General features: G+C 74.1%; 18 protein-coding genes and 1 tRNA gene. 4 read left to right on the top strand and 15 right to left on the bottom strand.

Annotated features, from left to right (window positions below; genetic code table 11):
• Positions 1 to 9 precede the first annotated feature (9 nt).
• Complete coding sequence (locus tag ACFVXH_RS34705; RefSeq protein ID WP_387829856.1) at positions 10 to 1,791, top strand: dolichyl-phosphate-mannose--protein mannosyltransferase; 1,782 nt, start codon at positions 10 to 12, stop codon at positions 1,789 to 1,791.
• A 186-nt stretch (positions 1,792 to 1,977) separates the two neighbouring features.
• A complete protein-coding gene (locus ACFVXH_RS34700; protein WP_074001273.1) occupies positions 1,978 to 3,747 on the top strand; it encodes a penicillin-binding transpeptidase domain-containing protein in 1,770 nt (589 codons plus the stop codon).
• Positions 3,748 to 3,799: 52 nt separating this feature from the next.
• Here ACFVXH_RS34700 and ACFVXH_RS34695 read toward each other — a convergent pair whose 3' ends face one another.
• From ACFVXH_RS34695 to ACFVXH_RS34670, 6 genes are all read right to left on the bottom strand, one after another.
• Complete coding sequence (locus ACFVXH_RS34695) at positions 3,800 to 5,233, bottom strand: glycosyltransferase 87 family protein (protein ID WP_387829853.1); 1,434 nt, start codon at positions 5,231 to 5,233, stop codon at positions 3,800 to 3,802.
• Positions 5,234 to 5,361: 128 nt separating this feature from the next.
• Entirely contained in the window at positions 5,362 to 6,921 is a 1,560-nt protein-coding gene (locus tag ACFVXH_RS34690; protein ID WP_387829851.1) for an amino acid permease, read from the bottom strand.
• Positions 6,922 to 7,099: 178 nt separating this feature from the next.
• Positions 7,100 to 8,608: a penicillin-binding transpeptidase domain-containing protein gene (locus ACFVXH_RS34685; RefSeq protein ID WP_387829849.1), complete on the bottom strand. Its 1,509-nt coding sequence runs from the start codon at positions 8,606 to 8,608 to the stop codon at positions 7,100 to 7,102.
• Positions 8,608 to 9,957, bottom strand: a complete 1,350-nt coding sequence (locus ACFVXH_RS34680) for an FtsW/RodA/SpoVE family cell cycle protein (protein WP_387829847.1) — start codon at positions 9,955 to 9,957, stop codon at positions 8,608 to 8,610. The genes ACFVXH_RS34685 and ACFVXH_RS34680 overlap by 1 nt, the downstream gene beginning before the upstream one ends.
• 168 nt (positions 9,958 to 10,125) lie before the next feature.
• The gene (locus ACFVXH_RS34675) at positions 10,126 to 10,812 is read right to left on the bottom strand and encodes an ABC transporter (protein WP_375876012.1); all 687 of its coding nucleotides are present in this window, start codon (positions 10,810 to 10,812) and stop codon (positions 10,126 to 10,128) included.
• Positions 10,809 to 11,660 carry an ATP-binding cassette domain-containing protein gene (locus ACFVXH_RS34670; RefSeq protein ID WP_380775262.1) on the bottom strand — a complete coding sequence of 284 codons (852 nt, stop codon included), beginning with the start codon at positions 11,658 to 11,660 and terminating at the stop codon, positions 10,809 to 10,811. Before ACFVXH_RS34670 ends, ACFVXH_RS34675 begins: the two co-directional genes overlap by 4 nt.
• A 330-nt stretch (positions 11,661 to 11,990) precedes the next feature.
• Between ACFVXH_RS34670 and ACFVXH_RS34665 the strand changes: the two genes are divergently transcribed.
• Together ACFVXH_RS34665 and ACFVXH_RS34660 are read left to right on the top strand one after the other, a co-directional pair.
• Positions 11,991 to 13,319: a VWA domain-containing protein gene (locus ACFVXH_RS34665; protein WP_074001269.1), complete on the top strand. Its 1,329-nt coding sequence runs from the start codon at positions 11,991 to 11,993 to the stop codon at positions 13,317 to 13,319.
• Positions 13,320 to 13,321: 2 nt separating this feature from the next.
• Positions 13,322 to 14,203: a peptidase gene (locus tag ACFVXH_RS34660; RefSeq protein ID WP_387829844.1), complete on the top strand. Its 882-nt coding sequence runs from the start codon at positions 13,322 to 13,324 to the stop codon at positions 14,201 to 14,203.
• Positions 14,204 to 14,267: 64 nt separating this feature from the next.
• On the opposite strand, the gene ACFVXH_RS34655 is transcribed toward ACFVXH_RS34660, so the two are convergent.
• From ACFVXH_RS34655 to galU, 9 genes are all read right to left on the bottom strand, one after another.
• Positions 14,268 to 15,887: a DUF2079 domain-containing protein gene (locus ACFVXH_RS34655; RefSeq protein ID WP_387829842.1), complete on the bottom strand. Its 1,620-nt coding sequence runs from the start codon at positions 15,885 to 15,887 to the stop codon at positions 14,268 to 14,270.
• Between the two features lie 44 nt (positions 15,888 to 15,931).
• The gene (locus tag ACFVXH_RS34650; RefSeq protein WP_387829839.1) at positions 15,932 to 17,113 is read right to left on the bottom strand and encodes a glycosyltransferase 87 family protein; all 1,182 of its coding nucleotides are present in this window, start codon (positions 17,111 to 17,113) and stop codon (positions 15,932 to 15,934) included.
• Between the two features lie 372 nt (positions 17,114 to 17,485).
• Positions 17,486 to 17,559, bottom strand: a tRNA-Ala gene (locus ACFVXH_RS34645).
• 185 nt (positions 17,560 to 17,744) lie between these two features.
• The gene (locus tag ACFVXH_RS34640; protein WP_380775255.1) at positions 17,745 to 18,740 is read right to left on the bottom strand and encodes a hypothetical protein; all 996 of its coding nucleotides are present in this window, start codon (positions 18,738 to 18,740) and stop codon (positions 17,745 to 17,747) included.
• Positions 18,741 to 18,890: 150 nt separating this feature from the next.
• Positions 18,891 to 19,475 (bottom strand): GNAT family N-acetyltransferase, encoded by a 585-nt coding sequence (locus tag ACFVXH_RS34635; RefSeq protein ID WP_369808369.1) that lies wholly within the window; start codon positions 19,473 to 19,475, stop codon positions 18,891 to 18,893.
• 38 nt (positions 19,476 to 19,513) lie between these two features.
• Positions 19,514 to 20,032, bottom strand: a complete 519-nt coding sequence (locus ACFVXH_RS34630) for a molybdenum cofactor biosynthesis protein B (protein WP_387829836.1) — start codon at positions 20,030 to 20,032, stop codon at positions 19,514 to 19,516.
• Positions 20,029 to 20,469, bottom strand: a complete 441-nt coding sequence (moaC, locus tag ACFVXH_RS34625) for a cyclic pyranopterin monophosphate synthase MoaC (RefSeq protein WP_241852779.1) — start codon at positions 20,467 to 20,469, stop codon at positions 20,029 to 20,031. The genes ACFVXH_RS34630 and moaC overlap by 4 nt, the downstream gene beginning before the upstream one ends.
• 127 nt (positions 20,470 to 20,596) lie before the next feature.
• Positions 20,597 to 21,934, bottom strand: a complete 1,338-nt coding sequence (gene glp / locus ACFVXH_RS34620) for a gephyrin-like molybdotransferase Glp (protein ID WP_375876006.1) — start codon at positions 21,932 to 21,934, stop codon at positions 20,597 to 20,599.
• Positions 21,935 to 21,966: 32 nt separating this feature from the next.
• Entirely contained in the window at positions 21,967 to 22,887 is a 921-nt protein-coding gene (gene galU / locus ACFVXH_RS34615; RefSeq protein WP_049660927.1) for a UTP--glucose-1-phosphate uridylyltransferase GalU, read from the bottom strand.
• Positions 22,888 to 22,889: the final 2 nt, after the last annotated feature.

The following is a 22,889-nucleotide window of genomic DNA, read 5'->3' as shown; positions in this document are numbered from 1 at the left end:
ATGTGGCGGATGAACGGCGACACGGCGGCCCAGGCGCCCACTGGTACGGACCACTCCGCGTACGGCGGCGTCGGCCTGCCGTCCCCCCGCCCACCGCAGGACGGGCCGGCCGGCTGGCGCGAGCGCCTGGCCCGGTTCGGCTACACGGCCCGCCCCACCGGGACGCTCACCGAGCGCCTGGCCCCGCCGATGCCGGACGGCCCCCAGGTGACGCCCCGGGACGTGCCGCAGTCGCCGCTGCTGCTGCGGCTGGGCGTCTCGCTGCCGCAGGGCCTGTGGTTCTTCCTCTGCCGCTGGGCCGGCTGGCTGGGTCCGGTCGCGGTGGCGGTCTTCGCCGGCCTCCTGCGGTTCACGAACCTGGGGCAGCCGCACGCGATCATCTTCGACGAGACGTACTACGCCAAGGACGCCTACGCGCTCTGGCACGGCGGCTACGAGATCAACTGGCCGGAGGACGCCAACACCACGATCATGACGCCGGGCGCGGCCGTCCCGTACCGGGCGACGCCCTCGTACGTGGTGCACCCGCCGGTCGGCAAGTGGATCATCGGCCTGGGCGAGCAGCTGTTCGGCATGAACCCCTTCGGCTGGCGGTTCGCGGTGGCCCTGCTCGGCACCCTGTCGGTGCTGATGGTGGCCCGGATCGCCCGCCGGATGTTCCGCTCCACCCTGCTGGGCTGCGTGGCGGGCCTGCTGCTCGCGGTGGACGGCCTGCACCTGGTGCTCAGCCGGGCCGCCCTGCTCGACCTGGTGGTGATGTTCTGGACCCTCGCCGCCTTCGGCTTCCTGCTGCTGGACCGCGACCGCACCCGGGCCCTGCTGGCCCGGCGGCTGGGCGGGGTCGAGGACGCCCGGCTCGCCCAGCGGCTCGGCCTGGGCTGGCGCCCGTACCGGATCGCGGCCGGCGCCTGCGTCGGCCTGACCTGCGCCACCAAGTGGAGCGGTCTGTACGTCGCGGCGGCCTTCGGGCTGCTCACGGTGCTCTGGGACGTCGGCGCCCGCCGCCTGGCCGGCGCCCCGCGCCCGTTCGTGGCGGTGCTCGCCCGGGACGTCCTGCCGGCCTTCGTCTCGGTGGTCGTGGTCGCGGTCGCGGTCTACATCGCGTCCTGGTGGGGCTGGTTCGCCAGCAGCACCGCTCCCGGCCAGGGCGGCTGGGGCCGGGACTGGGCGGTCGGCCGCTCCACCGACTTCCCGTGGATACCCGAGGCCCTGCGATCGCTGTGGCACTACCACACCACGGTCTACGAGTTCCACGTCGGCCTGAGCGACCCGCACACCTACCAGTCCAACCCGTGGTCCTGGCTGGTGCTGGGCCGGCCGGTGTCCTTCTTCTACGAGTCCCCCAAGTACGGCCAGGCCGGCTGCACCGCCGCCGACTGCGCCCGCGAGGTGCTGGGCATCGGCACCCCGCTGCTGTGGTGGACGGGCATCGCGGCGCTGGCCTACTGCCTGTGGCGCTGGGCGGCCCGGCGGGACTGGCGGGCCGGCGCGCTGCTCTGCGGCCTGGCCGCCGGCTACCTGCCCTGGTTCGCCTACCAGCAGCGGACGATCTTCCTCTTCTACGCGGTGGTCTTCGTCCCGTTCCTGGTGCTCGCGGTGACGATGCTGATCGGCGCCCTGATCGGGCCGGCCGGCGCCTCCCGGGACCGCCGGATCATCGGCTCCGCGGCGGCCGGACTGCTGGTCCTGCTGATCGTCTGGAACTTCCTCTTCTTCTACCCGCTGTTCACCGGGCAGACCATCCCGCTGGAGGACTGGCGCCGCCGGATGTGGTTCAACACCTGGATCTGACCCGCCGCCCCGGGCACACCGCGTTCCCGCGAACCGTCCGTATGCGGTGCACAACACGTACCAGATCCGTCACAAGTGCCGGGCGATTCGCCGGCGCACCGATCCGCGCTGCCTAGGGTGGAGGGGTACCGCGTTTCCGGCCCCGCCGGTTGCGCCCGGCCGCGAGACCCCTGGGGGACCTGCACCATGCGCAGTGGCGCGAAGATCGGCATCATCACCGGCGTGTCCATCGCCGTCCTCGCGGGCGGCGGCTACGGCGTGTACAGCCTGGTGAGCGAGTCGGACGGCGTATCCGGTGGCAAGAAGCCGCGCACCGTGGTCGCCGAGCCGCCGACCGCCGACCAGGCGACGGCCGGACTGAAGGACTTCCTGACGGCCTGGGCGGCCGGCGACATCGCCAAGGCGGCCTCGCTGACCGACGACCCGGCCGCGGCCACCGCCGGTCTGACCGCCTTCCGGGACCAGGTCAAGCCGAGCGCGCTGACCCTCACCCCCTTCGGCCCGACCACCCAGCAGGTCTTCTCCGCCGCCACCGGCACCCCCGCCCCGGCCGCCAAGCCGACCGCCGGGGCCTCCGCGACCCCGGGCGCCACCGGCACGCCGGGCGCCGGCGACTCGCCGTCCGCCGCCGCCACGCCCGCGCCCACCGGCACGCTGATGTCCTACAAGGCGCGCGCCGAGTTCGCGGGCACCAACCGGGCCTGGGACTACCAGGGCTTCCTGGGCGTCGTGAAGATGAGCGACAACACCCCGGCCGTGCACTGGGCGCCGTCGGTGATCCACCCCCACCTGTCCGGCAACGAGACCATCGCCGTCCAGCCGGTCTTCGCCCCGCCGTCCACCGTGGTCGACCGCAACGGCAAGCCGGTCCAGGGCGCCTCGCTCACCCAGTCGCTGCTGACCACCCTCCAGGACAACGCCAACAAGCTGCTGCCGCCGGACCCGGCCAAGGACCAGGACGCGGGCAGCGCGGTGGTGATCTCCGACCCGGCCGGCAAGGGCCCCCAGGACAAGCTGTTCACGATCGTCGAGCCGAAGCCCGGCAAGCCGTTCAAGCTCACCATCGACAACACCCTCCAGGCCGCCGCCGAGAAGGCGATGACCGACCTGGCGGGCAAGCCCGGCTCCATCGTCGCGATCGAGCCGAGCACCGGTCAGGTGCTGGCCTTCGCCAACTCGCCGGCCACCGGCCAGAACCGGGCCTTCGCCGGGCTGCTCGCCCCTGGCTCGACGATGAAGATCGTCACCTCGGCGGCGCTGCTGGAGAACGGCGTCAACCCGGACACCGTGGTGGCCTGCCCGGAGAAGAGCAGCAACCCGCACGCGATCCCGAACTCGTTCCCGGGCGCCTTCCCGAACAACACGCTCCAGCAGGACTTCATGATGTCCTGCAACACCGCCTTCATCAACCAGGGCCTGACCAGCCTCAAGCCCGAGACGCTGAACGGCACGGCCAAGGACGTGTTCGGCATCGGCCTGGAGTGGAAGACCGGCCTGCCGAACACCGACGGCAAGGTTCCGGCGGCGCCGGGCAGCAAGGACGAGCAGGCCATGAACTACATCGGCCAGGGCAAGGTCCAGATGAACCCGCTGGCCATCGCCTCGGTCACCGCCACCGTGCAGAGCGGCGAGTTCAAGCAGCCGATCCTGGTCGCCGAGCTGCCGCAGCAGAAGGCCGCCCGCCCGCTCTCCCCGGACGTCGACGCCAAGCTGAAGGCGATGATGGCGGCCACCGCCACCGGCGGCACCGCCAGGGACGTGATGGCCGGCATCACCGACAACGCGGGCGCCAAGACCGGCTCCGCCGAGGTCGCCGGGGTCGACGTCACCAACAGCTGGTTCACCGCCTACCGCGGCAACGTCGCGGTGGCCGCCGAGGTGCAGGGCGGCGGCCACGGCGTGGACGCGGCCGGCCCGGCCGTCGCCTCCATCCTGAAGGCCGCCGGCGGCCGCTGAGCCCCCGCAAGCCCCCGCCCGCCCGGAGCCGGGCGGGCCGCCGACAGCCCGCTCAGCCTCGCGGCAGGGCGGGCTGTGGCCTTCCCGGCCGCACCCGGCCCGGCGGGACCGGGCGCCGGCTGCTCCAGCGCCGGGCCGCCAGCCGGGGCCAGATCACCAGCACCGCCGGCAGCGCCAGGTACCCGAACCGCCCGGCCGGGGCCAGCATGAAGGCGATCGCGAGCCCGGCGGCCAGCAGGTCGGCCGCGGCGATCGCGGAGACCGGCGGCCGGGCCAGCAGCCAGATCGCCACCGCGACCAGGGCCACGGTCATCAGCGCCAGCGAGATCGCGTGCCCGGTCGGCCCGAAGCCGGCCAGCACCTTGCCGGGCAGCGGGCTGCCCGCCGGGGTGCGGATCGCCGTCATCCCGAGCGGGAAGCGCACCACCTGTTCGCGCAGCGCGTCGGCCTGGGTCAGCGCGGAGGGCAGGATCACCAGCGCGCTCACCCCGACCCCGATCAGCGCCGTCCGGGCCGCCGGGCGCCGGCCGTACAGCCGCCAGAGCAGCAGGACGGCCACCGGCAGCGCGGGCCAGGCCGTCCACTTCAGGGTGCAGGCGAGGGCGAGCACCAGCCCGGCGGCGACCGTGCGGTCCCGCTCGGCGAGCGCCATGGCCAGGCAGCAGACGCCGATCAGCGGCAGGTCCACCCCGCCGACCACCAGGGCGAGCGCGATCAGCGGCGAGGCGGTGAGGACGGCCAGCGGCAGCAGCGGCGCGCGCCCGTCGCCGCCGGGGCGGGCGGGCCGCAGCAGCCGCCAGGCGGCCAGCATGCAGACGAAGAAGGTCAGCGCGAACCAGATCCGGGCGTCCCCGGCGACCCGCGCGACGGCGGTGGAGTCGCCGAACAGCTGGCGCGGCATCCCGAACAGGGACATCGCCGGCAGGTACGGGTTGTAGTCGGTGACCACCGCCGGGTGCGGCAGGTACGCGGTGCCGGTGGTGAGCAGCAGGTGGGCCGAGCGTTCGACCACCATGACCTCGGACTGGTGGCGGCCCTGCAGGGCGAGCAGCCCGAGCGGCACCAGGACGGCCCCGACCAGGGCGACCGAGGCGGCCGCCTTGGCCGCGAAGCGGCGCGGCAGGGTCAGGCAGAGCACTCCGGCCAGCACGTAGCCGGGGGCCGCGATCAGGCCCCACTGCCGCTGGTTGGGCAGGTCGGAGACGAGCGGGAAGGCGGCGGCCCAGCCGGCCGCGACGAGGCAGCCGAGCAGTTGGACGGTCCGCGTCGAGGCGAGCCCGGCCAGCCGGGCGGTGTTCAGCCGGGCGGGCGTGGGCGGAAACGTGCTCTCGCCGCGCTGGCGGGGAAAGGGCCGGACGGAGAGGCCGCGCTGCGGCCGTCGTGGCCTGGCCGGCGCCTCGGTCGTGGAGGTCTGGGCCGGCGTTCCGCCGCGGCCGGTGAAGCGGCCGCGCGGGCGGGGGTAGCCGGGCGTGCGGGTGCTCACCATGGTGGAAGGTTATGGGTGGGAGCCGGGCCCTGTCGCCATGGTGTCGGACACCGGACGGGCGTTGGCGTGAAAAGGGCCGCCGGACGCGGTGGCGGTCGGCGGCCCTTCACGCGGGGTTTGCCTCCGGGTCAGCCGGCGGCGCTGTCCGAGGGCGTGGACTGCGGCTCGGCCTGCTCCAGTCGGGAGTGCTTGATGCTGTAGCCGAAGTAGACGACCACGGCGATGACGAGGGCGATCGCCCCGGCCCGGAAGGTGTCGGCGTGCAGGCCGGTGATCAGGTAGACGCAGAAGCCGACGCTGATCAGCGGGACGACGGGGTAGCCGGGCACCTTGAAGCCGCGCGGCAGGTCGGGCTGGGTGCGGCGCAGCACGATCACGCCGATCGAGACCACCGAGAAGGCGATGAGCGTCCCGAGGCTGGTGATGTCGGCCAGGACCCGCAGCGGGATGAACGCGGCCAGCGCGCCGACGCCGAGGCCCACCACGACGGTGTTCCAGACCGGGGTGCCGCTGCGCGGGGAGAGCCTGGCGAAGCGCTTGGGCAGCATGCCGTCGCGGCCCATCGAGTACAGGATGCGGGTCTGGCCGTAGATCACCACGAGGGTGATGCTGAAGATCGAGACGATCGCGCCGATCGCGAAGACGATCGCGGGCCAGCTCTGGCCGGTGATGTCCTGGAGGATCTGGGCGAGGCCGGCCTCCTGGCCGTCGAACTTGGTCCACGGCTGGGCGCCGATGCCGGCCAGCGCGACCAGGATGTAGAGCAGGGTCACCACGACCAGCGAGATGATGATCGCCAGCGGCAGGGTGCGGCGCGGGTTCTTGACCTCCTCACCGGCGGTGGACACGGCGTCCAGGCCGATGAAGGAGAAGAAGATGCTGGACGCGGCGATCTGCACGCCGCTGATGCCGAGCGGCATGAACGGGGTCAGGTTGCCGGAGTGGAAGCCGGTGAGCGCGATGCCGATGAACATCAGCAGGATCGCGATCTTGATCGCGACCATCACCGCGTTGACCTTGACCGACTCGCTGACGCCGCGGATCAGCAGGAAGCAGACCATGAAGACCAGCAGCAGCGCCGGCAGGTTGAACCAGTGGCCGCTGTCCGGCGCCCCGGAGAGCTGCTCGGGGATCGTGACCCCGAAGGTCAGGTCGAGGAACTTGTTCAGGTACTCGGCCCAGGTCACCGCGATCGCGGATGCGGAGACGCCGTACTCCATCAGCAGGCAGATGCCGACGGCGAAGGCGACGCCCTCGCCGAGGGTGGCGTAGGCGTAGGAGTACGAGGAGCCGGAGACCGGGATCGCGGAGGCCATCTCGGCGTAGCAGAGCGCGGTGAGTCCGGCGGTGACCGCGGCGATCACGAAGGACAGGATGACGGCCGGGCCGGCCGAGGGCACCGCGGTGTTCAGCACGAAGAAGATGCCGGTGCCGATGGTCGCGCCGATGCCGATCGAGGACAGCTGCCACAGGCCGATCGAGCGGCGCAGGTGGATGCCGGAGCGCCCGCCCTCCTCGGGTGCGCCGGCCGGGAGGACGTCCTCGCCTTCGGTCTCGGCGATCAGTGTCGAGACGGGCTTGCGTCGCAGCAGACGCGCACCGATGGTGTTGCTGGCCAAAACCACGGTCCTTCTGGGCGGGGGAGGGTGTCCTTGCAGTCGGTCACCCGACGTGCCAGGGGGTGTCATCGGGGACCAACCGAACAAACATGGGACAGTACCCCGCGAAAGCACCAGTGTCGCAAACGAACAGTCCCAACCAGCGCATTGTACGAATCGGCGCATATCGATGTACAAACCGGACACTTCGTAAACGGCGCATCCTCCGCCCGGTCGCTAAAGCAGCAGCTCAGCGCACCTGCGGAGATCATCCGCCGAGCACCGCCCGCATCACCGACCGGGCGATCGGCGCCGCCAGCGCGCCACCCGTGACGTCCGTGGCCCCGCTGTCCTCGACCACCACGGCGACCGCCACCGGCGGCACCGCGTCCGAGCCGGCCGGCGCCGCCCAGGCGATGAACCAGGCGTACGGCGTCCCGCTGTTGCCCACCCCGTGCTGGGCCGTCCCGGTCTTGCCGCCGACCACCGCCCCGGCGATCCGGGCGTTGCCGCCGGTGCCGTTCTCCACCACGCCGGTCATCAGCCCGCGCACCTGCCCGGCCACCGCCGGGGTCATCGCCCGCCGGTACACGGCCGGCTTCATCAGCTGCACCGTGGTGCCGTCGCTCCTGGTCAGCCGGTCCACGAGCTGTGGCCGCATCACCGTCCCGTCGTTGGCCACCCCGGCCGCGACCATCGCCATCGTCAGCGGGGTGGCCGCCGTGTCGAACTGCCCGATCGAGGAGAGCGCCAGCTGCGACTCGTCCATCCGGGTGTCGAAGTTCGACCGGGCCGCCCGCACCGGGACGTCCAGCCTCGCGTCGTTGAAGCCGAGGTCCCCGGCCATCTCGGCCATCCGGTCCAGCCCGGTCCGCACCCCCAGGTAGCCGAGCACGCTGTTGCAGCTGGCGGTCATCGCGGCGGCCAGCGACAGGTCGGCCCGGTCGCAGGCCGGGGTGTCGTTGACCAGCGGCGTGGTCGTGCCGGGCAGCACGTACGGGAAGGGCGCCCCGGTCGGCGCGGCCGGGTCGGTGACCACCCCGGCCGCCAGCGCGGCCGCGGCGGTGACCACCTTGAAGGTCGAGCCCGGCGGGTAGGTCTGGCGCAGCGCCCGGTTGAGCATCGGCTGGTCGGCGTCGGCCTGCAGCCGGTTCCAGGCCTCCTGGTCGTCGGCGCCGTACCCGGCGAAGGAGCCCGGGTCGTAGGAGGGCGTGCTGGCCAGCGCCAGGATCCGCCCGGTGGCCGGCTCGATCGCGGCGACCGCGCCCTTCTGGTCGCCGAGCCCGCGCATCGCGGCCTGCTGGGCGGCCCGGTTCAGCGTGGTGTGGACGTCCCCGCCGGGGTTCTGCCGGCGGGAGACGGCGTCCCAGACCGACCAGCCCGCCAGCCGGCCGTCGGTGCCGGTCAGCAGCTCGTCCTCGGTCCCCTCCAGCTGGGTGGTGCCGTACGCCTGCGAGGCGAAGCCGGTGACCGCCGCGTAGGTCGGGCCGTCGGTGTAGCTGCGCTTGTACGCGTACCGGCCGCCGGTCGGCTCGGAGCCGGTCACCGGGTCCGGGCCGACCAGGATGTCGCCGCGCGGCTGGGCGTACCGCTCGACGGTGAGCCGCTGGTTGGCGCTGTTGCGGTCGAGGTCCTGCGCCTGGAACACCTGCACCCGGGTGGCCTGCACGCACAGCGCCGCGACCAGCAGCAGGCAGAAGGTGCCCGCCCGGCGCCCGGTGACCGAGATGCCGGGCAGCCCCTGCGGGCCGTTCCCCCTGGACGGGACGCGCGCCATCAGACCTCCCCGGTCACGGGCCGGCGGGCGTCGTCGCTCATCCGCACGAGCAGCGCGACGATGATCCAGTTGGTGACCACCGAGGAACCGCCCTGGGCGATGAACGGCATGGTCATCCCGGTCAGCGGGATCAGTGCGAGCACCCCGCCCGCCACCACGAACACCTGGAGGCCGACGATCGCGGCCAGCCCGATCGCCAGCAGCCGCCCGAACGGGTCGCGCAGCGCGATGCCGGTCCGGAAGCCCCGCGAGACCAGCGCCGCGTACAGCAGGAACACCGCGGTCAGCCCGGTCAGCCCGAGCTCCTCGCCGATCGTGGCGAGGATGAAGTCCGACTTGGCGGCGAAGCCGATCAGCACCGAGTGCCCGTTGCCGAGCCCGGTGCCCAGCTCGCCGCCCCAGGCGAAGGCGAACAGCGACTGGGCGATCTGGTTGGCGCCCCGGCCCGCCTCGATCGAGCCCAGCGGGTCCAGCCAGTCCGCGACCCGGCTGTGCACGTGCGGCGAGAGCCAGCCCACCGTCACCGCCCCGACGGCGGCCAGGCCCAGGCCGATCGCGATCCAGCCGGTGCGCGCGGTCGCCACGTAGAGCATCACCACGAACAGGCCGAAGAACAGCAGCGAGGTGCCGAGGTCGGTCTCCAGCACCAGGACGCCGACGAACGCCGCCCAGATCAGCAGCACCGGTCCGAGCACCCGCCCGCGCGGCAGCTGCCAGCGCCAGACCCGGCGGCCGGTCAGCGCCAGCGCGTCCCGGTGCACCGCCAGGTACGCGGCGAAGAAGACCGCCAGCAGGATCTTGGCGAACTCCCCGGGCTGGAAGGAGAGCGGCCCGATCACGACCCAGATCCGGGAGCCGTACACCGGCGGGAAGAAGATCGGCAGCACCAGCAGGACCAGCGCCACCAGCGCCCCGACGTACGCGTAGCGCCGCAGCCGCCGGTGGTCGCGCACCAGCAGCACCACCGCGATGAACAGCGCCACCCCCAGCGCCGACCAGAGCAGTTGGGTGGAGGCGGCGCCGCGCCCCGGGGTGGCCCGGTCGAGCCGGTAGATCACCACCAGCCCGATCCCGTTCAGCAGCACCGCGATCGGCAGCAGCAGCGGGTCCGCGTACCGGGCCCGCCACCGGACCACGGCGTGCGCCGTCAGGGCGAGCACGCCCAGCGCGGCGCCGTACTCGGCCGCGTCGGCCGGGACGTGGCCGTCCAGGTTGACGCCGACCTCGACGTAGCCGAACACGGCGATCAGGACGGCGCCGACCACCAGGACGAGCTCGGTGGTGCGCCTGGTCGGCACCGGCCGGCTCGGCCCGGCGGCGGATCTCGGCACGGCGGAGGGTGTCGCCACGGACCGTCCTGGGGGTCGCGGTCTAGCGGGGAGGGTCCGGGCGCCGGTGCGGCGGCGCCCGTGTCCCGGTTCGTCACCCTAACGAGTGCTATCCGTATTTTTGACACTCCGCCACGGTGTGTCCGCCGATGCCCGAATCACCCGGGCCCGCCGATCAGCCCCCGGCCCTCACTCCGGCCGCCGCCCGGCCAGCGCCGCCACCCCCGCGCCGACCGCCGCCAGCAGGACGGCGGCGGCCAGCAGGCTCGGCCACGGCACCGCGACCCGGCCGGTCCGGGCCGCCGACACCAGCCCGCGCACCGCCGCGTTGGCCGGCGAGGCCGGCACCACCAGCAGCAGCGTGGCCAGCCCCAGCGCCGCCGGGATGCCGTACTGCGCGTGGACCAGCACCGGACGGTTCGCCACCGCCCCGGCCAGCACCCCCAGCAGCGCGCAGACCACGGAGGCCACCAGCCCGGCCAGCACCGCCGGCCCGGTCCCCGGTTCCTGCCGCGCCCCCTGGCCGACCACCGGCCCACTGGTCCACCAGACCGCCGCCACCTGACCGACCGCCAGCACCAGCGACACCGTCAGCGCCGCCAGCAGCGCCCCCAGGTGGACCCGGACCGGGCCCGCCGCCGCCACCAGGCAGGCCCGCGAGGCCGGCGGCTCCGCGCTCAGCGCACTGCGCACGTACCAGGCGCTCACCGGCAGCAGCACCCCCGCGCCGAAGCCGAGGCCGCCCAGCAGCGGGTCCCCCGCCGCCACCCCGACCACCAGCAGCACCGCGTACGCCAGGAACGGCGGCAGCCAGGCGTGCGAGCGCAGCAGCAGCTCCAGGTGGTACCGGGTCAGCGCACCGATCCGCGCCGTCACCGCTCCCCCTCCTCGCGCCGACGCACCGCCAGCACCCGGACCGCCGGGCGGCCCAGCAGCAGCCGGCGCAGCAGCGCGTCCGAGTGCGCGGCCGGCACCGCCAGCCGCACCGCCGTCCCGGCCAGCGCGGTGACCTCCGGCGCCCCCGGCAGCGCCGTGGGAAGCGGGGCGCCGTCCGGGACGTCCACCTCGACCTCCATCACCGGGCCGCCCGCCGCCGGCTCCGGCACCCCGTCCTCGACCGGCCGCAGCACGCCGTCCGCACCGACCCGGTACGCGGCGCTGGTCAACCCGGCCAGCCGGGCCGGGTCGTGGTCGACGAACAGCACCGTGCCGCCCGCCGCCGCCCGCTCGGCGGCGGCCTCGTCCAGCACCGCCCGGGCCTCCGGGTCCAGCCCGGTCCACGCCTCGTCCAGCAGCAGCACCCGCGCCTCGGGGAGCAGCGCCTGGGCGACCGCGACCTTCTGGCAGGTGCCCTTCGACAGCCGGCTCAACGGCGTGCCCGCCCGGTCCGCGACACCGAACCGGTCCAGCAGCTCCCCCGCCCGCCGCCGCGCCCGCTCCGCCGACAGCCCGTGCACCCGCCCCACCCGCAGCAGGTAGGAGGCGGCGTCGAAGGGCAGCGCCGGCGGGAAGCGCTCGGGCACGTACGCCGCCGGGCCGGGCCGCGCCACCCGCCCCGTGCTCGGCCGCTCGATCCCGGCGACCAGCCGCAGCAGCGTCGACTTGCCGCTCCCGTTCCGCCCGGCGATCCGCACCAGCTCGCCCGGCCCGACCGCCAGATCGACCCCGCGCAGGATCCACCGCTCCCGCCGCCCGTACCGCTTGCCGACCGCCGTCAGCTCCATCGCTCCCCCGCCCCAGTCCGTCGTGAAAGGAAGGCTATCCACGCCGCGTAAGACCGCTGTGAAAGCACGGATTCCCAAGCTGTGCGCCGGAGTTCGCGCCGGAGCTGGTTGAGGCACGATCCGGACTCGTTTCGCCATGACGAACTGATGATCCCCAGGGCGTGTCCGACAATTGGCGTCGGATCAGGGCGCGGCGTCGGGGTGCGTGCATCGCAAGGCGGAGGAGGGAGTCCATGCGGAGCATCGGCGACCGACGACAACGCGGCGAGGTGCGTGCACCGGCGTCGCGCACCCGGCGGGAACTGTCGGACACGCCCTAGGATCGGCCGGGTGACTACCGGACGACGACCACAGACCAGGCTCGGCAGCCTGCTGGCAGCAGTGGCGATAACGGGCGCCTCGCTGCTCCTCGGCCTGCCCGCCCACGCCGACGAACCATCAGCCGGCGCCGCTCCCGCGACCAAGGAGGCGCCCCGGGTCGACCTCGTCCTGGACGTCAGCGGCTCCATGCGCGAGGCGGACATCCAGGGCAAGAGCCGCATCGCGGTGGCCCAGCAGTCGCTGAACGAGGTGATCGACGCGCTGCCCGCGGAGACCGAGTTCGGCATCCGCACCCTGGGGGCGAACTACCCCGGCAACGACAAGGCCCAGGGCTGCCAGGACACCAAGCAGCTGTACCCGGTCGGCAAGACCAACAAGGTCGAGGCCAAGACCGCCGTCGCCACCCTGCGCCCCACCGGCTGGACCCCGATCGGCCTGGCGCTGCGCGGCGCCGCGCAGGACCTCGGCAAGGGCGAGACCACCCGCCGGGTGGTGCTGATCACCGACGGCGAGGACACCTGCACCCCGCCCGACCCCTGTGACGTCGCCCGCGAACTCGCCTCCCAGGGCATCCACCTGGTGGTCGACACCCTGGGCCTGGCCCACGACGACAAGACCCGCCAGCAGCTGCTCTGCATCGCCAACGCGACCGGCGGCACCTACACCGACGTCCGCACCCAGGAGCAGCTCACCGACAAGGTGAAGCAGCTGGTCGACCGCTCCAACGACACCTACACGGTGACCCCGGTCAAGACCACCGGCACCGACAAGTGCGAGAGCGCCCCGGTGCTCGCCCCGGGCGTCTACACCGACCGCGAGAAGTTCTCCGAGCACCGCGTCTACAAGGTCCCGGTCAAGTCCGGCCAGGAGCTGCGCGCCTCGGTCAGCGTCGCCCTCGACCGCCCGGTGGCCCGCGACTACGGGGTGCTGCTCCAGGCCACCAGCGCGACCGGCCAGGAACTGGTCCGCGGCACCGACGCCGGCAGCAGCCGCACCGACGTGGTCTCCACCGGCCTGCGCTGGTCCACCGACGACTCCAAGGGCTACGTCACCGCGAGCCCCACGGCGACCAAGGACTCCAAGGAGAAGCCGGAGACCACGGTCTGCCTGGTCGTCAGCAACTCGCTGGCCCCGCAGGCCGGCGTGCTGGCCGACCCCGGCCTGCCGCTGGAGCTGACCGTCGACCTGGCCTCCGCCTCGCCCGCCCCGGAGGGCGCCGCGATGGGCCTCGGCCGCGGCTGGATCCTGCTGCTCACCCTCACCCTGGCCGGCCTGGCCTTCGGTCTGGTCTTCGGCTGGATCGCGCGCTGGCGGATCGCCGTCTGGCGGGAGAACTGACCATGCGTACGACGATCCGCGGCACCCTCGCCGCCCTCGCCCTGCTGCCCGCCCTGGCCCTGAGCGCCCTGGGCGCCCCGGCCGCCTCGGCCGCCTCGCCGTCCCCCTCGGCCAGTGCGAGCGGCACCCCGGCCCCGGCCACCAAGGCCGGCACCTCCTTCCTGACCGCGGTCAACCTCTCGCCCAACCAGGACGCCAACGTCTCCGTCTCCACCGGTGACTACCTGTACTGGGCGTTCGGCGCCGCCGAGGGCCAGACCCCGACGGTCAACCTGACCGTCGGCCTGGCCCCCTCGGCCGACCGGCACGGCCCGCAGACCTGGTCCGTCGAGGTCTTCGACGGGCTGCGCCGCCGCCAGGCGTGCACCGCCGGCACCCAGAACGCCACCGCCGAGCAGAGCGCCGGCTCGCTGGCGCTGAACTGCACCCTGCGCGAGGTCCGCACCTGGGCCGAGCCGTGGTCCGGCGACCCGCTGCCCGGCACCTACTACGTGCGGCTGTCGGTCAGCGACGTCCCGCAGCCGGACCTCGGGCTGGCCTCCTCGGTGCAGCTGCACGTCGCCGCCAAGGGCGACGCGGACAACGCCCAGCCGGAGGGCGGCGAGCTGAAGGCCCCGCTGGTCCCGCCGGCCGGCGGCGGCGCGAGCACGGCCAAGGCGGCCGCCCCGGTGGCCCAGGAGGAGCACTGGTACACCGGCTGGTTCTCCGGCTGGAACAGCCGCTGGTACTGGACGATCGGCGGCGGCTTCCTGGCCGCGCTGGCCGGCATCCTCGGCTACCGGCTGACCCGGCACCCGCGCGGCCACCGGCCCGGCCACTACGGCGCCGTCCCGTCCCAGGGCTCCCACCAGAGCGGCCACTACACCGGCTCGGACCGCCCCTGACCCGCCCCGGAGGGCCGGCCGGACGTCGTTCCGGCCGGCCCTCCGGCGTGTCCGGGCCCCGCGCTCAGCCGCGGAACAGGTTGTGTCCGACGTCGGTCGGGACCTCGTCCTGGACCGGCTTGCTGCCCGGCCCCGGCACGTGCTCGCCGGGGACCGGCTCGTCGCCCTCCCGGTGCAGCAGCACGACCCCGTCCTCGGCCCACAGCTGCCGGTAGCCGTGCGCCAGCAGCAGCTGGATCCGCTCGGCCTGCTCCTTGTCCGTCTTGAACGGGAAGGACCGCTTGTCGCCCCGGGTGAGCACGTACTCGCGCCCGCGCGGTGTGCCGTCCACCAGCACCACGTCCGTCCGGGCGGTCAGCCGCGGCGCGATCTGGTTGTCCGCCTCGACGGACGCCCCGTCCGGGATCAGCGCGGCCGCCCGGACCAGCGCCGCCTCGCTCGGCTTGGGCGCCCAGGAGGTCGGCAGGACCAGCGGCACCAGCCCGATCGGCACCGCGGCCACCAGCGCGATGCCGGCCACGCCGAGGCCCAGCCGGCGGGCCCGCCGCAGGCTCCGCTCCGGCCGCCCGGTGGCGCTCAGCCGGCCCAGCACCTCGATCGCGGCGGTGAGCAGGACCGGCCACAGCAGCGCGTCGTAGTGCCGGGCGATCGACCAGTGGTTGGGGTTGCTGGACAGGATCCGTTCGGCCAGCAGCGGCACCGCGCACAGCACGGTGGCCGAGCGCAGCGGCAGCAGCAGCATGGTGCCGAACAGCCACAGCAGCAGCAGCGGCTTGAGCGGCTGGTCGAAGGCGGCCTGCACCAGCAGGAACGGGTCGTGCAGCAGGTTGCGCAGCGCGTCGCCGCCGTCCGCGCCGAGCGAGCCGTAGTTCCAGTAGTAGCCCGGTTCCCCGCCCATCGCCGGGATCAGCCAGGTGATGGCGGCGGCCGAGGCGACCGGCCCGCCCAGCAGCAGTCCCAGCCCGGTGCGGCGGCCCGCCCGGTCGTCGGTGCGGCGGGTGCGCAGCAGCAGCACCAGCCCGTACGCCCCGACCAGCAGGCCGAGGTCCTCCTTGGTGCAGCACAGCAGCAGGGCGGCGAGCAGCACCGTGCCGTACCGGCGGGCCAGCCCGCGCTCCAGCATCAGCAGGGTCAGCGGGACCGCGAAGGCGACCTCGTGGAAGCCCACCCGGGCGGCGACCAGCAGCGGCCAGCCGAGCCCGTAGACCAGGCCGGCCAGGTCGGCGGCCCGGCGGGCGGTGCGCGGCTCGGCGCCGGCGAAGGCGTACCCGGCGATCCGCCGGATCAGCGGCACGCCGGCCGCGAACAGCAGCGACTGTCCGATGATCAGCGAGCGCGGGTCGTCCCAGATCCAGTACAGCGGCGCGAGCATCGCCAGCACCGGCGAGAAGTGGTCGCCCAGCAGCGAGAAGCCGGGCGGGAACTCGTGGTGGAAGCTCTTCAGCGTCGAGACGGGCAGCCCGAAGTGGGCGTAGCCGCGCACGCCCTGGTCGAAGATGCCGAGGTCGAAGCCGCCGAGCGAGACGGACGTCCAGCCCTGCAGGCCGATGGCGCAGGTCACCGTGAAGCAGAGCGCGGTGAGCAGCGCGGTGCGCCGGGCGGGGCCGAGCAGGACGGCGGCGGCCATCCGGCGGACGGCGGGCCCGGCGGCGGCCGGCGGCGGGGGTGCGGTCTGGGTGGTCACGTCTGGTCTGGTCCGTCCGGTCTGGGGTCCGTGGGTCCGGTCCGTCAGGTCCGGTTCGTCAGCGCGGGGTCGCGGTCCAGCCTGGCGGTCAGCAGGGTCAGGGCCCCGCCGCTGGCGGCGTCCACGGCCTGCCGCCGGGCGCGGTACAGCCGCACGCCCAGGACGACCAGGACGGCGATCGCGATCGGCGGGTAGATCGCGCCGGGCAGCTGCCAGTACCAGGCGACCCCGCGGCCCCAGCGGTGCGGCACCGCCCACATCACGTGGGAGAGGAAGACCGCCGCGGTCACGCCGAACAGCACCCGCCGGGCCGTGGTCCTGGCCTCCACCGCCAGCAGGGCGAGCAGCGGGATACACCAGACCCAGTGGTGGGTCCAGCTGATCGGCGAGACCAGCAGCGCGGTGAGCGCGGCGCAGACCGCGCCCCAGGCGTCGGCCCGCCGCAGCACCCGCGCCGAGCGGCCGGCCAGCACCGCCACCCCGAGCCCGAACACCGCGACCAGCGCCGAGGCGACGACCCCGACCAGGCCGGGGTCGTTGACGTCGAGCAGCCGGCAGACGGCGCCGCGCAGCGACTGGTTGTCCACCAGGACGGTCACGCCGACCCGGCTCGGGTCCCAGAGGTAGGTGGTCCAGAACCCGTACGAGGCGTCGGGCAGGAGGGCCCAGCCGATCAGGCCCGCCGCCAGGAAGGTGCCGGCCGAGACGAAGGCGGCCCGGACCCGGCCGGTCAGGAACAGGTAGACGGCGAACAGGCCCGGGGTGATCTTGATGGCGGTGGCCAGGCCGATGCCCACGCCCTTGAGGCGGTGGCTGTCCGGCCGGGTCAGGTCCCACAGGACCAGGCAGAGTATGCCGAGGTTGACCTGGCCGTACTGGAAGGTGGTGAAGACCGGCTCCAGCCAGACGCCGAGGCCGGTGGCCAGGACCACCACGGCCGCGCGGTGCCGCTTCGGCCAGCCGGCCAGCTTGAGCGACAGGTGCACGGCCGCGGCGAGCAGCGCGTAGTTGAGGAGCATCACCAGGACGCGCAGGGTGCTCACGTCGAACCAGGTGCTCGGTACGAAGAGCATCGCCGCGAACGGCGGGTAGGTGGCCGGCAGGTCCCAGCCGGGCAGCCGCATCGCGTACAGGTCCTCGCCGCGGACCACCGCCTGGCCCTCGGCCCGGTAGACCAGCATGTCGACCATGGTGGCCCCGTGGACGTGCCGGAACCAGGCGAACACCGCCAGCGAAACCGCCGCCGCACAGGCCGCCGGAAGGGTCCAGGAATTCGGCCTTCCGGTTTCCGCCGCGTCGCCGGACCCTTCCGGACCGGACCGCCGCACCCACCGTTTCAGACCGAACTCGCGCACCGCGATGGCACCCCGTCGAGATAGACCAGATCGTTCCCTCGTCGCCGTCTGGGCCCACCCACCATAACCGACCCCCCTGAGCCCCAAACCGCGTCAGAAACGGGCCCGGAGGGGCGATGTGACCTCCCCCACACCGGGCCCCGGGTCGGGGTCGGCACCGGACCCGGACCCCAAAACGCGAAATCCCGCCGGGAGTTGCCTCCCGGCGGGATTTCCTCGACCGGCCGGAGCCGGTCTGTTGGGTGGAGCTGAGGGGATTCGAACCCCTGACCCCCTCGATGCGAACGAGGTGCGCTACCGGACTGCGCCACAGCCCCAACGAGAAGAAACTCTAGCACCTTTCGGAGGGGGTCCGTGACCACCCCCGGATCACGGTGCCGGCCGGGGTGGCCAGGGGGCTCGCCCCGAACGCGGACCGCCCCGCCCGCGGTGGCGGGCGGGGCGGCATCGGGCGGGTGCGTCGCGGCGTACGGGCGGGCCGGGGGCCGACCCCCGGCCCCCGTCACTCGTTGGCCGCGCGCGGGCGCGACTCGGGAGCCTGGGGCTCGGCGTACTGGTCGAAGAGCGGGGTCTTGCGGGACTCGGCGGGGCGCCCGGCGGTCCAGGTGCCGGGGGCCGACAGGTCGAGGCCGCGGGAGACCCGGGGGGCGACCGGGGCGGTCACGTAGGTCGGCAGCGGGACGGGCACCGGCTCCCAGGAGTCCGGCCCGGCCGCGCCGCGCTCGCGCATGCCGTCGACCCACTCCTCGTGCTCGGTCGCCTCGGCCACCGCGGAGGCGGAGGGCACCGAGACGGTGGCCTGCTCGGGGTCGGCGGCCAGCCGCAGGTGGGAACGGCGCGCGGGCCGCTCCCCGGCGGGCGCGGCCGGGGCCGGCTCCGCGGCGGGGGCCTCGGCCGGGGCGCCGGCCGGCGGCCGGGCCTCGGCGCGCTGCTGCTCGCGCTTGCGCAGCCGCTCGGCGGCCTGGGCGGCCCGGACCCGGTCGAGCTTCACCTCGTACCGCTGGCGCTCCAGCCGGCGCAGGTGGCCGATGTACAGGGTGAGGAGGACCGCCGGGACCGCCGGGACCCAGAGGAAGGCGAGTCCGGCCACCGCGGCGACCACCGCGCCGAGCGCGAAGGAGAGGAAGAGGGCGGTGACCATCCGGCGCCGGCGGGCCAGCAGCCGCGCCCGGCGCTCGGTGCCGACCCGCGGTTCGGGGCCCGGCCGCTCGGCCGGGCGCTGCACCGGGGGTTCGGGCTCCCGTGCGGGGTCGCCGGAGGCGGCCTCGTCCCGTTCGGGAGGACCGTCGTCGCTCTGCTCGTCACGCGGTTCGTCACCCAGGGCCCGGGCTGCCCGCCGCTCCAGCCCCGAACGCCCGGCCAGCAGGCGGATGGCGGTGCTGAAGCGTTCCGTCGGGCGCGCCTCGTTGAGTTCGTCCTGCCTGCGGAGCCACATCGGCACCAGATAGGCGGCCCAGGCCCCTACGATGACGGCGTAGATAAGGCCGCTACTGCTCACGATTCACACCGTACGGGCGCCGGGGAAGGCCTGGCAGCAATTTGGTGCGGCGTGTCGTGTGATCAAGCTGATTCTCCGACTATTTTGCCGCTATTTGTGCGGGTCCGGTGCCCCGACGATGCCATATCGATATTTCTTTCGAACATACATTCAATTACGTGTCCCGCGCCCGGAACTGAGCGCGCGCCAGCGCTCCAGCATCCCCTCCGGGACCTCCTCGTCGGTCAGCGCGTAGACGAGGTGGTCGCGCCAGTCGCCGTCGATGTGGAGATAGCGCGGACGGATTCCCTCCGAGCGGAAGCCGAGCTTTTCCACCACCCGTCGGCTCGGGCCGTTCTCCGGGCGGATGCAGACCTCGATCCGGTGCAGTCCGAGCGTGCGGAAGCAGTAGTTCACCGAAAGGGCCACGGCGGTCGGGATGATGCCCCGGCCCGCCACCTCCTCGTCCACCCAGTACCCGATGTTCGCCGAGCACATCGATCCCCAGGTGATCCCGCCGACCGTCAACTGGCCGACCAGCTGGCCCTTGTGGACCACGACGAAGGGCAGCATCCGGCCGGCCGAGGCCTCGCCGCGCAGGAAGCGGACCATCTGCCGGTAGGTCGGCCGGGCGCCGGCCGCCTGACCCGCCGGGCCGGGCGGCACGGTGGCCTCCCAGCGGCGCAGCCAGTCCCGGTTGCGGCGGCTCACCTCCTGCCACTCGCGCTGGTCGCGGGCCCGGATGGGGCGCAGCACGACCTCACCCTCGTGGAGTTCTACCGGCCAGCCGGCGTTCAGTGCCCTCTCCTGGATGCTGGAGCCCCGGGTGTCGGGGCGTCGGTCCGGGGGTGGTCCCCGCCGCCGAGCTGGTCGACGGCGTGGGCGAGCAGCGGCTCCAGGACGGCGAGGCCGTCCCTGACGCCGCCGGTCGAGCCCGGCAGGTTGACGATCAGGGTACGTCCGGCGAGGCCGGCGAGCCCGCGGGAGAGCGCCGAGGTCGGCACCTTCTCCCGGCCGTACGCACGGACGGCCTCGGCGATGCCGGGGACCTGGCGGTCGATCACCCGGGCGGTCATCTCGGGGGTGAGGTCCATCGGCGAGATGCCGGTGCCGCCGGTGGTCAGCACCACGTCGTAGCCGGCCGCGACGGCCTCGCGCAGCACGGCCTCCACCGGCTCGCCGTCCGGGACGACCCGGGGGCCGTCGGCGGTGAAGCCCATCGCGGTCAGGCCGGCCACCAGCAGCGGGCCGCCCCGGTCCTCGTAGACCCCGGCCGAGGCCCGGTTGGAGACGGTGACCGCCAGGGCCCTCACTGCGCCACCTCCGGGGCGAACCAGTCGCCGCTCTTGCCGCCGGTCTTGCTCAGCACCCGGACGGACTCGATCGTGGCGCCCTTGTCCACCGCCTTGACCATGTCGACGACGGTCAGCCCGGCCACCGCGACGGCGGTCAGCGCCTCCATCTCGACGCCGGTGCGGTCGGCGGTCTTCACGGTGGCGGTGATCTCGACCGCGTCGTCCGCGACGGCGAGGTCGACCTTGACGCCGGAGACCGCGATCGGGTGGCAGAGCGGGATCAGCTCCGGGGTCTTCTTGGCGCCCATGATCCCGGCGATCCGGGCCACCGCGAGGGCGTCGCCCTTGGGCACGCCCTCGCCGCGCAGCAGGTGGACCACCTGCGGGGAGACCCGCACCCGGCCGGCCGCCACGGCGGTGCGCGCGGTGGCGGCCTTCTCGGACACGTCGACCATCCGGGCCGCGCCCTGGTCGTCGACGTGGGTGAGGCGGTCGCCGGGGGGAGGTGTCGTCACGGGTAACTCCAGGGGCGCGCAGGTCGAATACCGCGCTACCGTACCGTTCCCCGGTCCCGGGGGCCGATCAGGCGTCCAGCAACACCACGTCCACCTCGCTGCCGGCCGGCAGTTCGGTGGTCTCCTCGGGGACGGTGATCAGGCAGTCGGCCCGGGCCAGCGCGCCCACCAGGTGCGACCCGGCGCCGCCGACCGGCTCGACCGTGCCGTCGGCCGCCGAGTAGCGGCCGCGCAGGAACTGCCGGCGGCCGGCCGGGGAGCGCAGCGGGGACGGGCAGAGCGCGCGGACGACCGGGCGGTGCACGTCGGCGGCGCCGAGCATGGTGCGGATGACCGGGCGGACGAAGAGCTCGAAGGAGATGTAGGCGCTCACCGGGTTGCCGGGCAGGGCGAGCAGCGGCACCCCGGTCGCGCCGCCGATCCGGCCGAAGCCCTGCGGCTTGCCGGGCTGCATCCGCAGCCGCCGGAAGTCGACCCCGCCGTAGGACTCGAAGACCTCCTTGACCACGTCGTACGCGCCGACGCTGACCCCGCCGCTGGTGACGATCAGGTCGGCCCGGCCGAGCTGGTCCTCCAGGACGGCGCGCAGCCGGTCGGCGTCGTCCGGGACGGCGCCGACCCGGAAGGCGATGGCGCCGGCGTCCTGGGCGGCCGCGGTGAGGGCGAAGCTGTTGGAGTCGGCGATCTGCCCGGGGCCGACCGGCTCGCCGGGCTGGACCAGCTCGCTGCCGGTGGACAGCACCACGACCCGGGGGCGGGGGCGGACCTTCACGGTGGGCCGGCCGATCGCGGCGAGCAGGCCGAGCTGGGCGGGGCCGAGCCGGGTGCCGGCCTCCAGTACCCGGACGCCGGCCGCGACGTCGCTGCCGCGGCGGCGGATGTGCGCGCCCGCGGCGACCGGGCGCAGGACCCGGACCTCCTCGTCCGGGACCGGCGCGGTCATCGCGGCGGCGGCCACCCCGGTGCCGGTGCCGCCGTCGGTCCACTCGACCGGGGCGACGGCCTGGGCGCCGGGCGGCATCGGGGCGCCGGTCATGATCCGGGCGGCCTGGCCGGGGCCGACCCTGGGCAGCGCGTCGGCACCGGCCGCGATGTCGCCGACCACCGAGAGCACCGACGGGTAGGTGTCGGTGGCGCCCTCGGTGTCGGCGGTGCGGACCGCGTAGCCGTCCATCGAGCTGTTGTCGAAGGGCGGCAGGTCGCCGTCGGCGACCACGTCCTCCTCGAGCCGGCAGCCGCGGGCCTCCAGCAGCTGGAGCTCGATCGCGGGCAGCGGGCCGACCGCGGCCAGCACGTCGGCGAGGTGCTCGTCCACCGTCCAGAGGCGGGGGGCCGCCGGGGCCGGGTCCGCTCCGGCGTCGCAGCAGGCGCTGGGCATGGTGCTGTGCTCGGTGGACCCGGTCATCGGCGGCTCGCTCCCTCGGTCGTGGTCCTGCGTCAGTCCTGCATCTCGGAGCCGACGAACTCCCGCAGCCAGGAGCGGAACTCCGGGCCCAGGTCCTCGCGTTCGGCGGCCAGACGGACGATAGCGCGCAGGTAGTCGGCGCGGTCGCCGGTGTCGTAGCGGCGGCCCTTGAAGAGCACGCCGTGCACCTGCCCGCCGTCCGCCGCCTCGCGGTTGGTCAGCTCGCGCAGGGCGTCGGTCAGTTGGATCTCGCCGCCGCGGCCGGGCGGGGTCTCCCGCAGCACGTCGAAGACCAGCGGGTCGAGGACGTAGCGGCCGATCACGGCGTAGCTCGACGGGGCCTCGCCGGGCTCGGGCTTCTCGACCAGGTCGGTCACCTGGAAGACGTCCTCGCCGAAGCCGTTCGCCTTGACGGCGGCGCAGCCGTAGAGGTGGATCTGGGAGGGGTCGACCTCCATCAGGGCGACGACCGAGCCGCCGAGCTGCTGCTGCACCTCGATCATCCGGGAGAGCAGCGGGTCGCGCGGGTCGATCAGGTCGTCGCCGAGCAGGACGGCGAAGGGCTGGCCGGCGACGTGCTGCTCGGCGACCGAGACGGCGTGGCCGAGGCCCTTCGGGTCGCCCTGGCGGACGTAGTGCATGTTGGCCAGCTCGACGGACTCGCGGACCCGGGCCAGGCGCTGCTCGTCGCCCTTGCGGACCAGCAGCTCCTCCAGCTCGTAGGCGCGGTCGAAGTGGTCCTCCAGGGCCCGCTTGTTGCGCCCGGTGACCATCAGTATGTCGGACAGGCCCGCGGCGGAGGCCTCCTCGACGACGTACTGGATCGCCGGCTTGTCGACGACCGGGAGCATCTCCTTCGGGGTGGCCTTGGTCGCCGGAAGGAAGCGGGTGCCCAGTCCGGCCGCGGGCACCACGGCCTTGGTCACCGGAACTCGGGGGTTGGTCGTCGTCATGC

The organism is Kitasatospora sp. NPDC058184 (assembly GCF_042883725.1).
Lineage (GTDB): Bacteria > Actinomycetota > Actinomycetes > Streptomycetales > Streptomycetaceae > Kitasatospora.
This window is presented reverse-complemented; position numbering and strand designations above follow the sequence as displayed.

What these genes read in the sequence shown, in the direction of transcription:
- ACFVXH_RS34705 (WP_387829856.1), top strand. Translation starts at nt 10, where the DNA reads ATGAACGGCGACACGGCGGCCCAGGCGCCCACTGGTACGGACCACTCC.
- ACFVXH_RS34700 (WP_074001273.1), top strand. Translation starts at nt 1,978, where the DNA reads ATGCGCAGTGGCGCGAAGATCGGCATCATCACCGGCGTGTCCATCGCC.
- ACFVXH_RS34695 (WP_387829853.1), bottom strand. Translation starts at nt 5,233, where the DNA reads ATGGTGAGCACCCGCACGCCCGGCTACCCCCGCCCGCGCGGCCGCTTC.
- ACFVXH_RS34690 (WP_387829851.1), bottom strand. Translation starts at nt 6,921, where the DNA reads ATGACACCCCCTGGCACGTCGGGTGACCGACTGCAAGGACACCCTCCC.
- ACFVXH_RS34685 (WP_387829849.1), bottom strand. Translation starts at nt 8,608, where the DNA reads ATGGCGCGCGTCCCGTCCAGGGGGAACGGCCCGCAGGGGCTGCCCGGC.
- ACFVXH_RS34670 (WP_380775262.1), bottom strand. Translation starts at nt 11,660, where the DNA reads ATGGAGCTGACGGCGGTCGGCAAGCGGTACGGGCGGCGGGAGCGGTGG.
- ACFVXH_RS34660 (WP_387829844.1), top strand. Translation starts at nt 13,322, where the DNA reads ATGCGTACGACGATCCGCGGCACCCTCGCCGCCCTCGCCCTGCTGCCC.
- moaC (WP_241852779.1), bottom strand. Translation starts at nt 20,469, where the DNA reads ATGGTCGACGTGTCCGAGAAGGCCGCCACCGCGCGCACCGCCGTGGCG.
- glp (WP_375876006.1), bottom strand. Translation starts at nt 21,934, where the DNA reads ATGACCGGGTCCACCGAGCACAGCACCATGCCCAGCGCCTGCTGCGAC.
- galU (WP_049660927.1), bottom strand. Translation starts at nt 22,887, where the DNA reads ATGACGACGACCAACCCCCGAGTTCCGGTGACCAAGGCCGTGGTGCCC.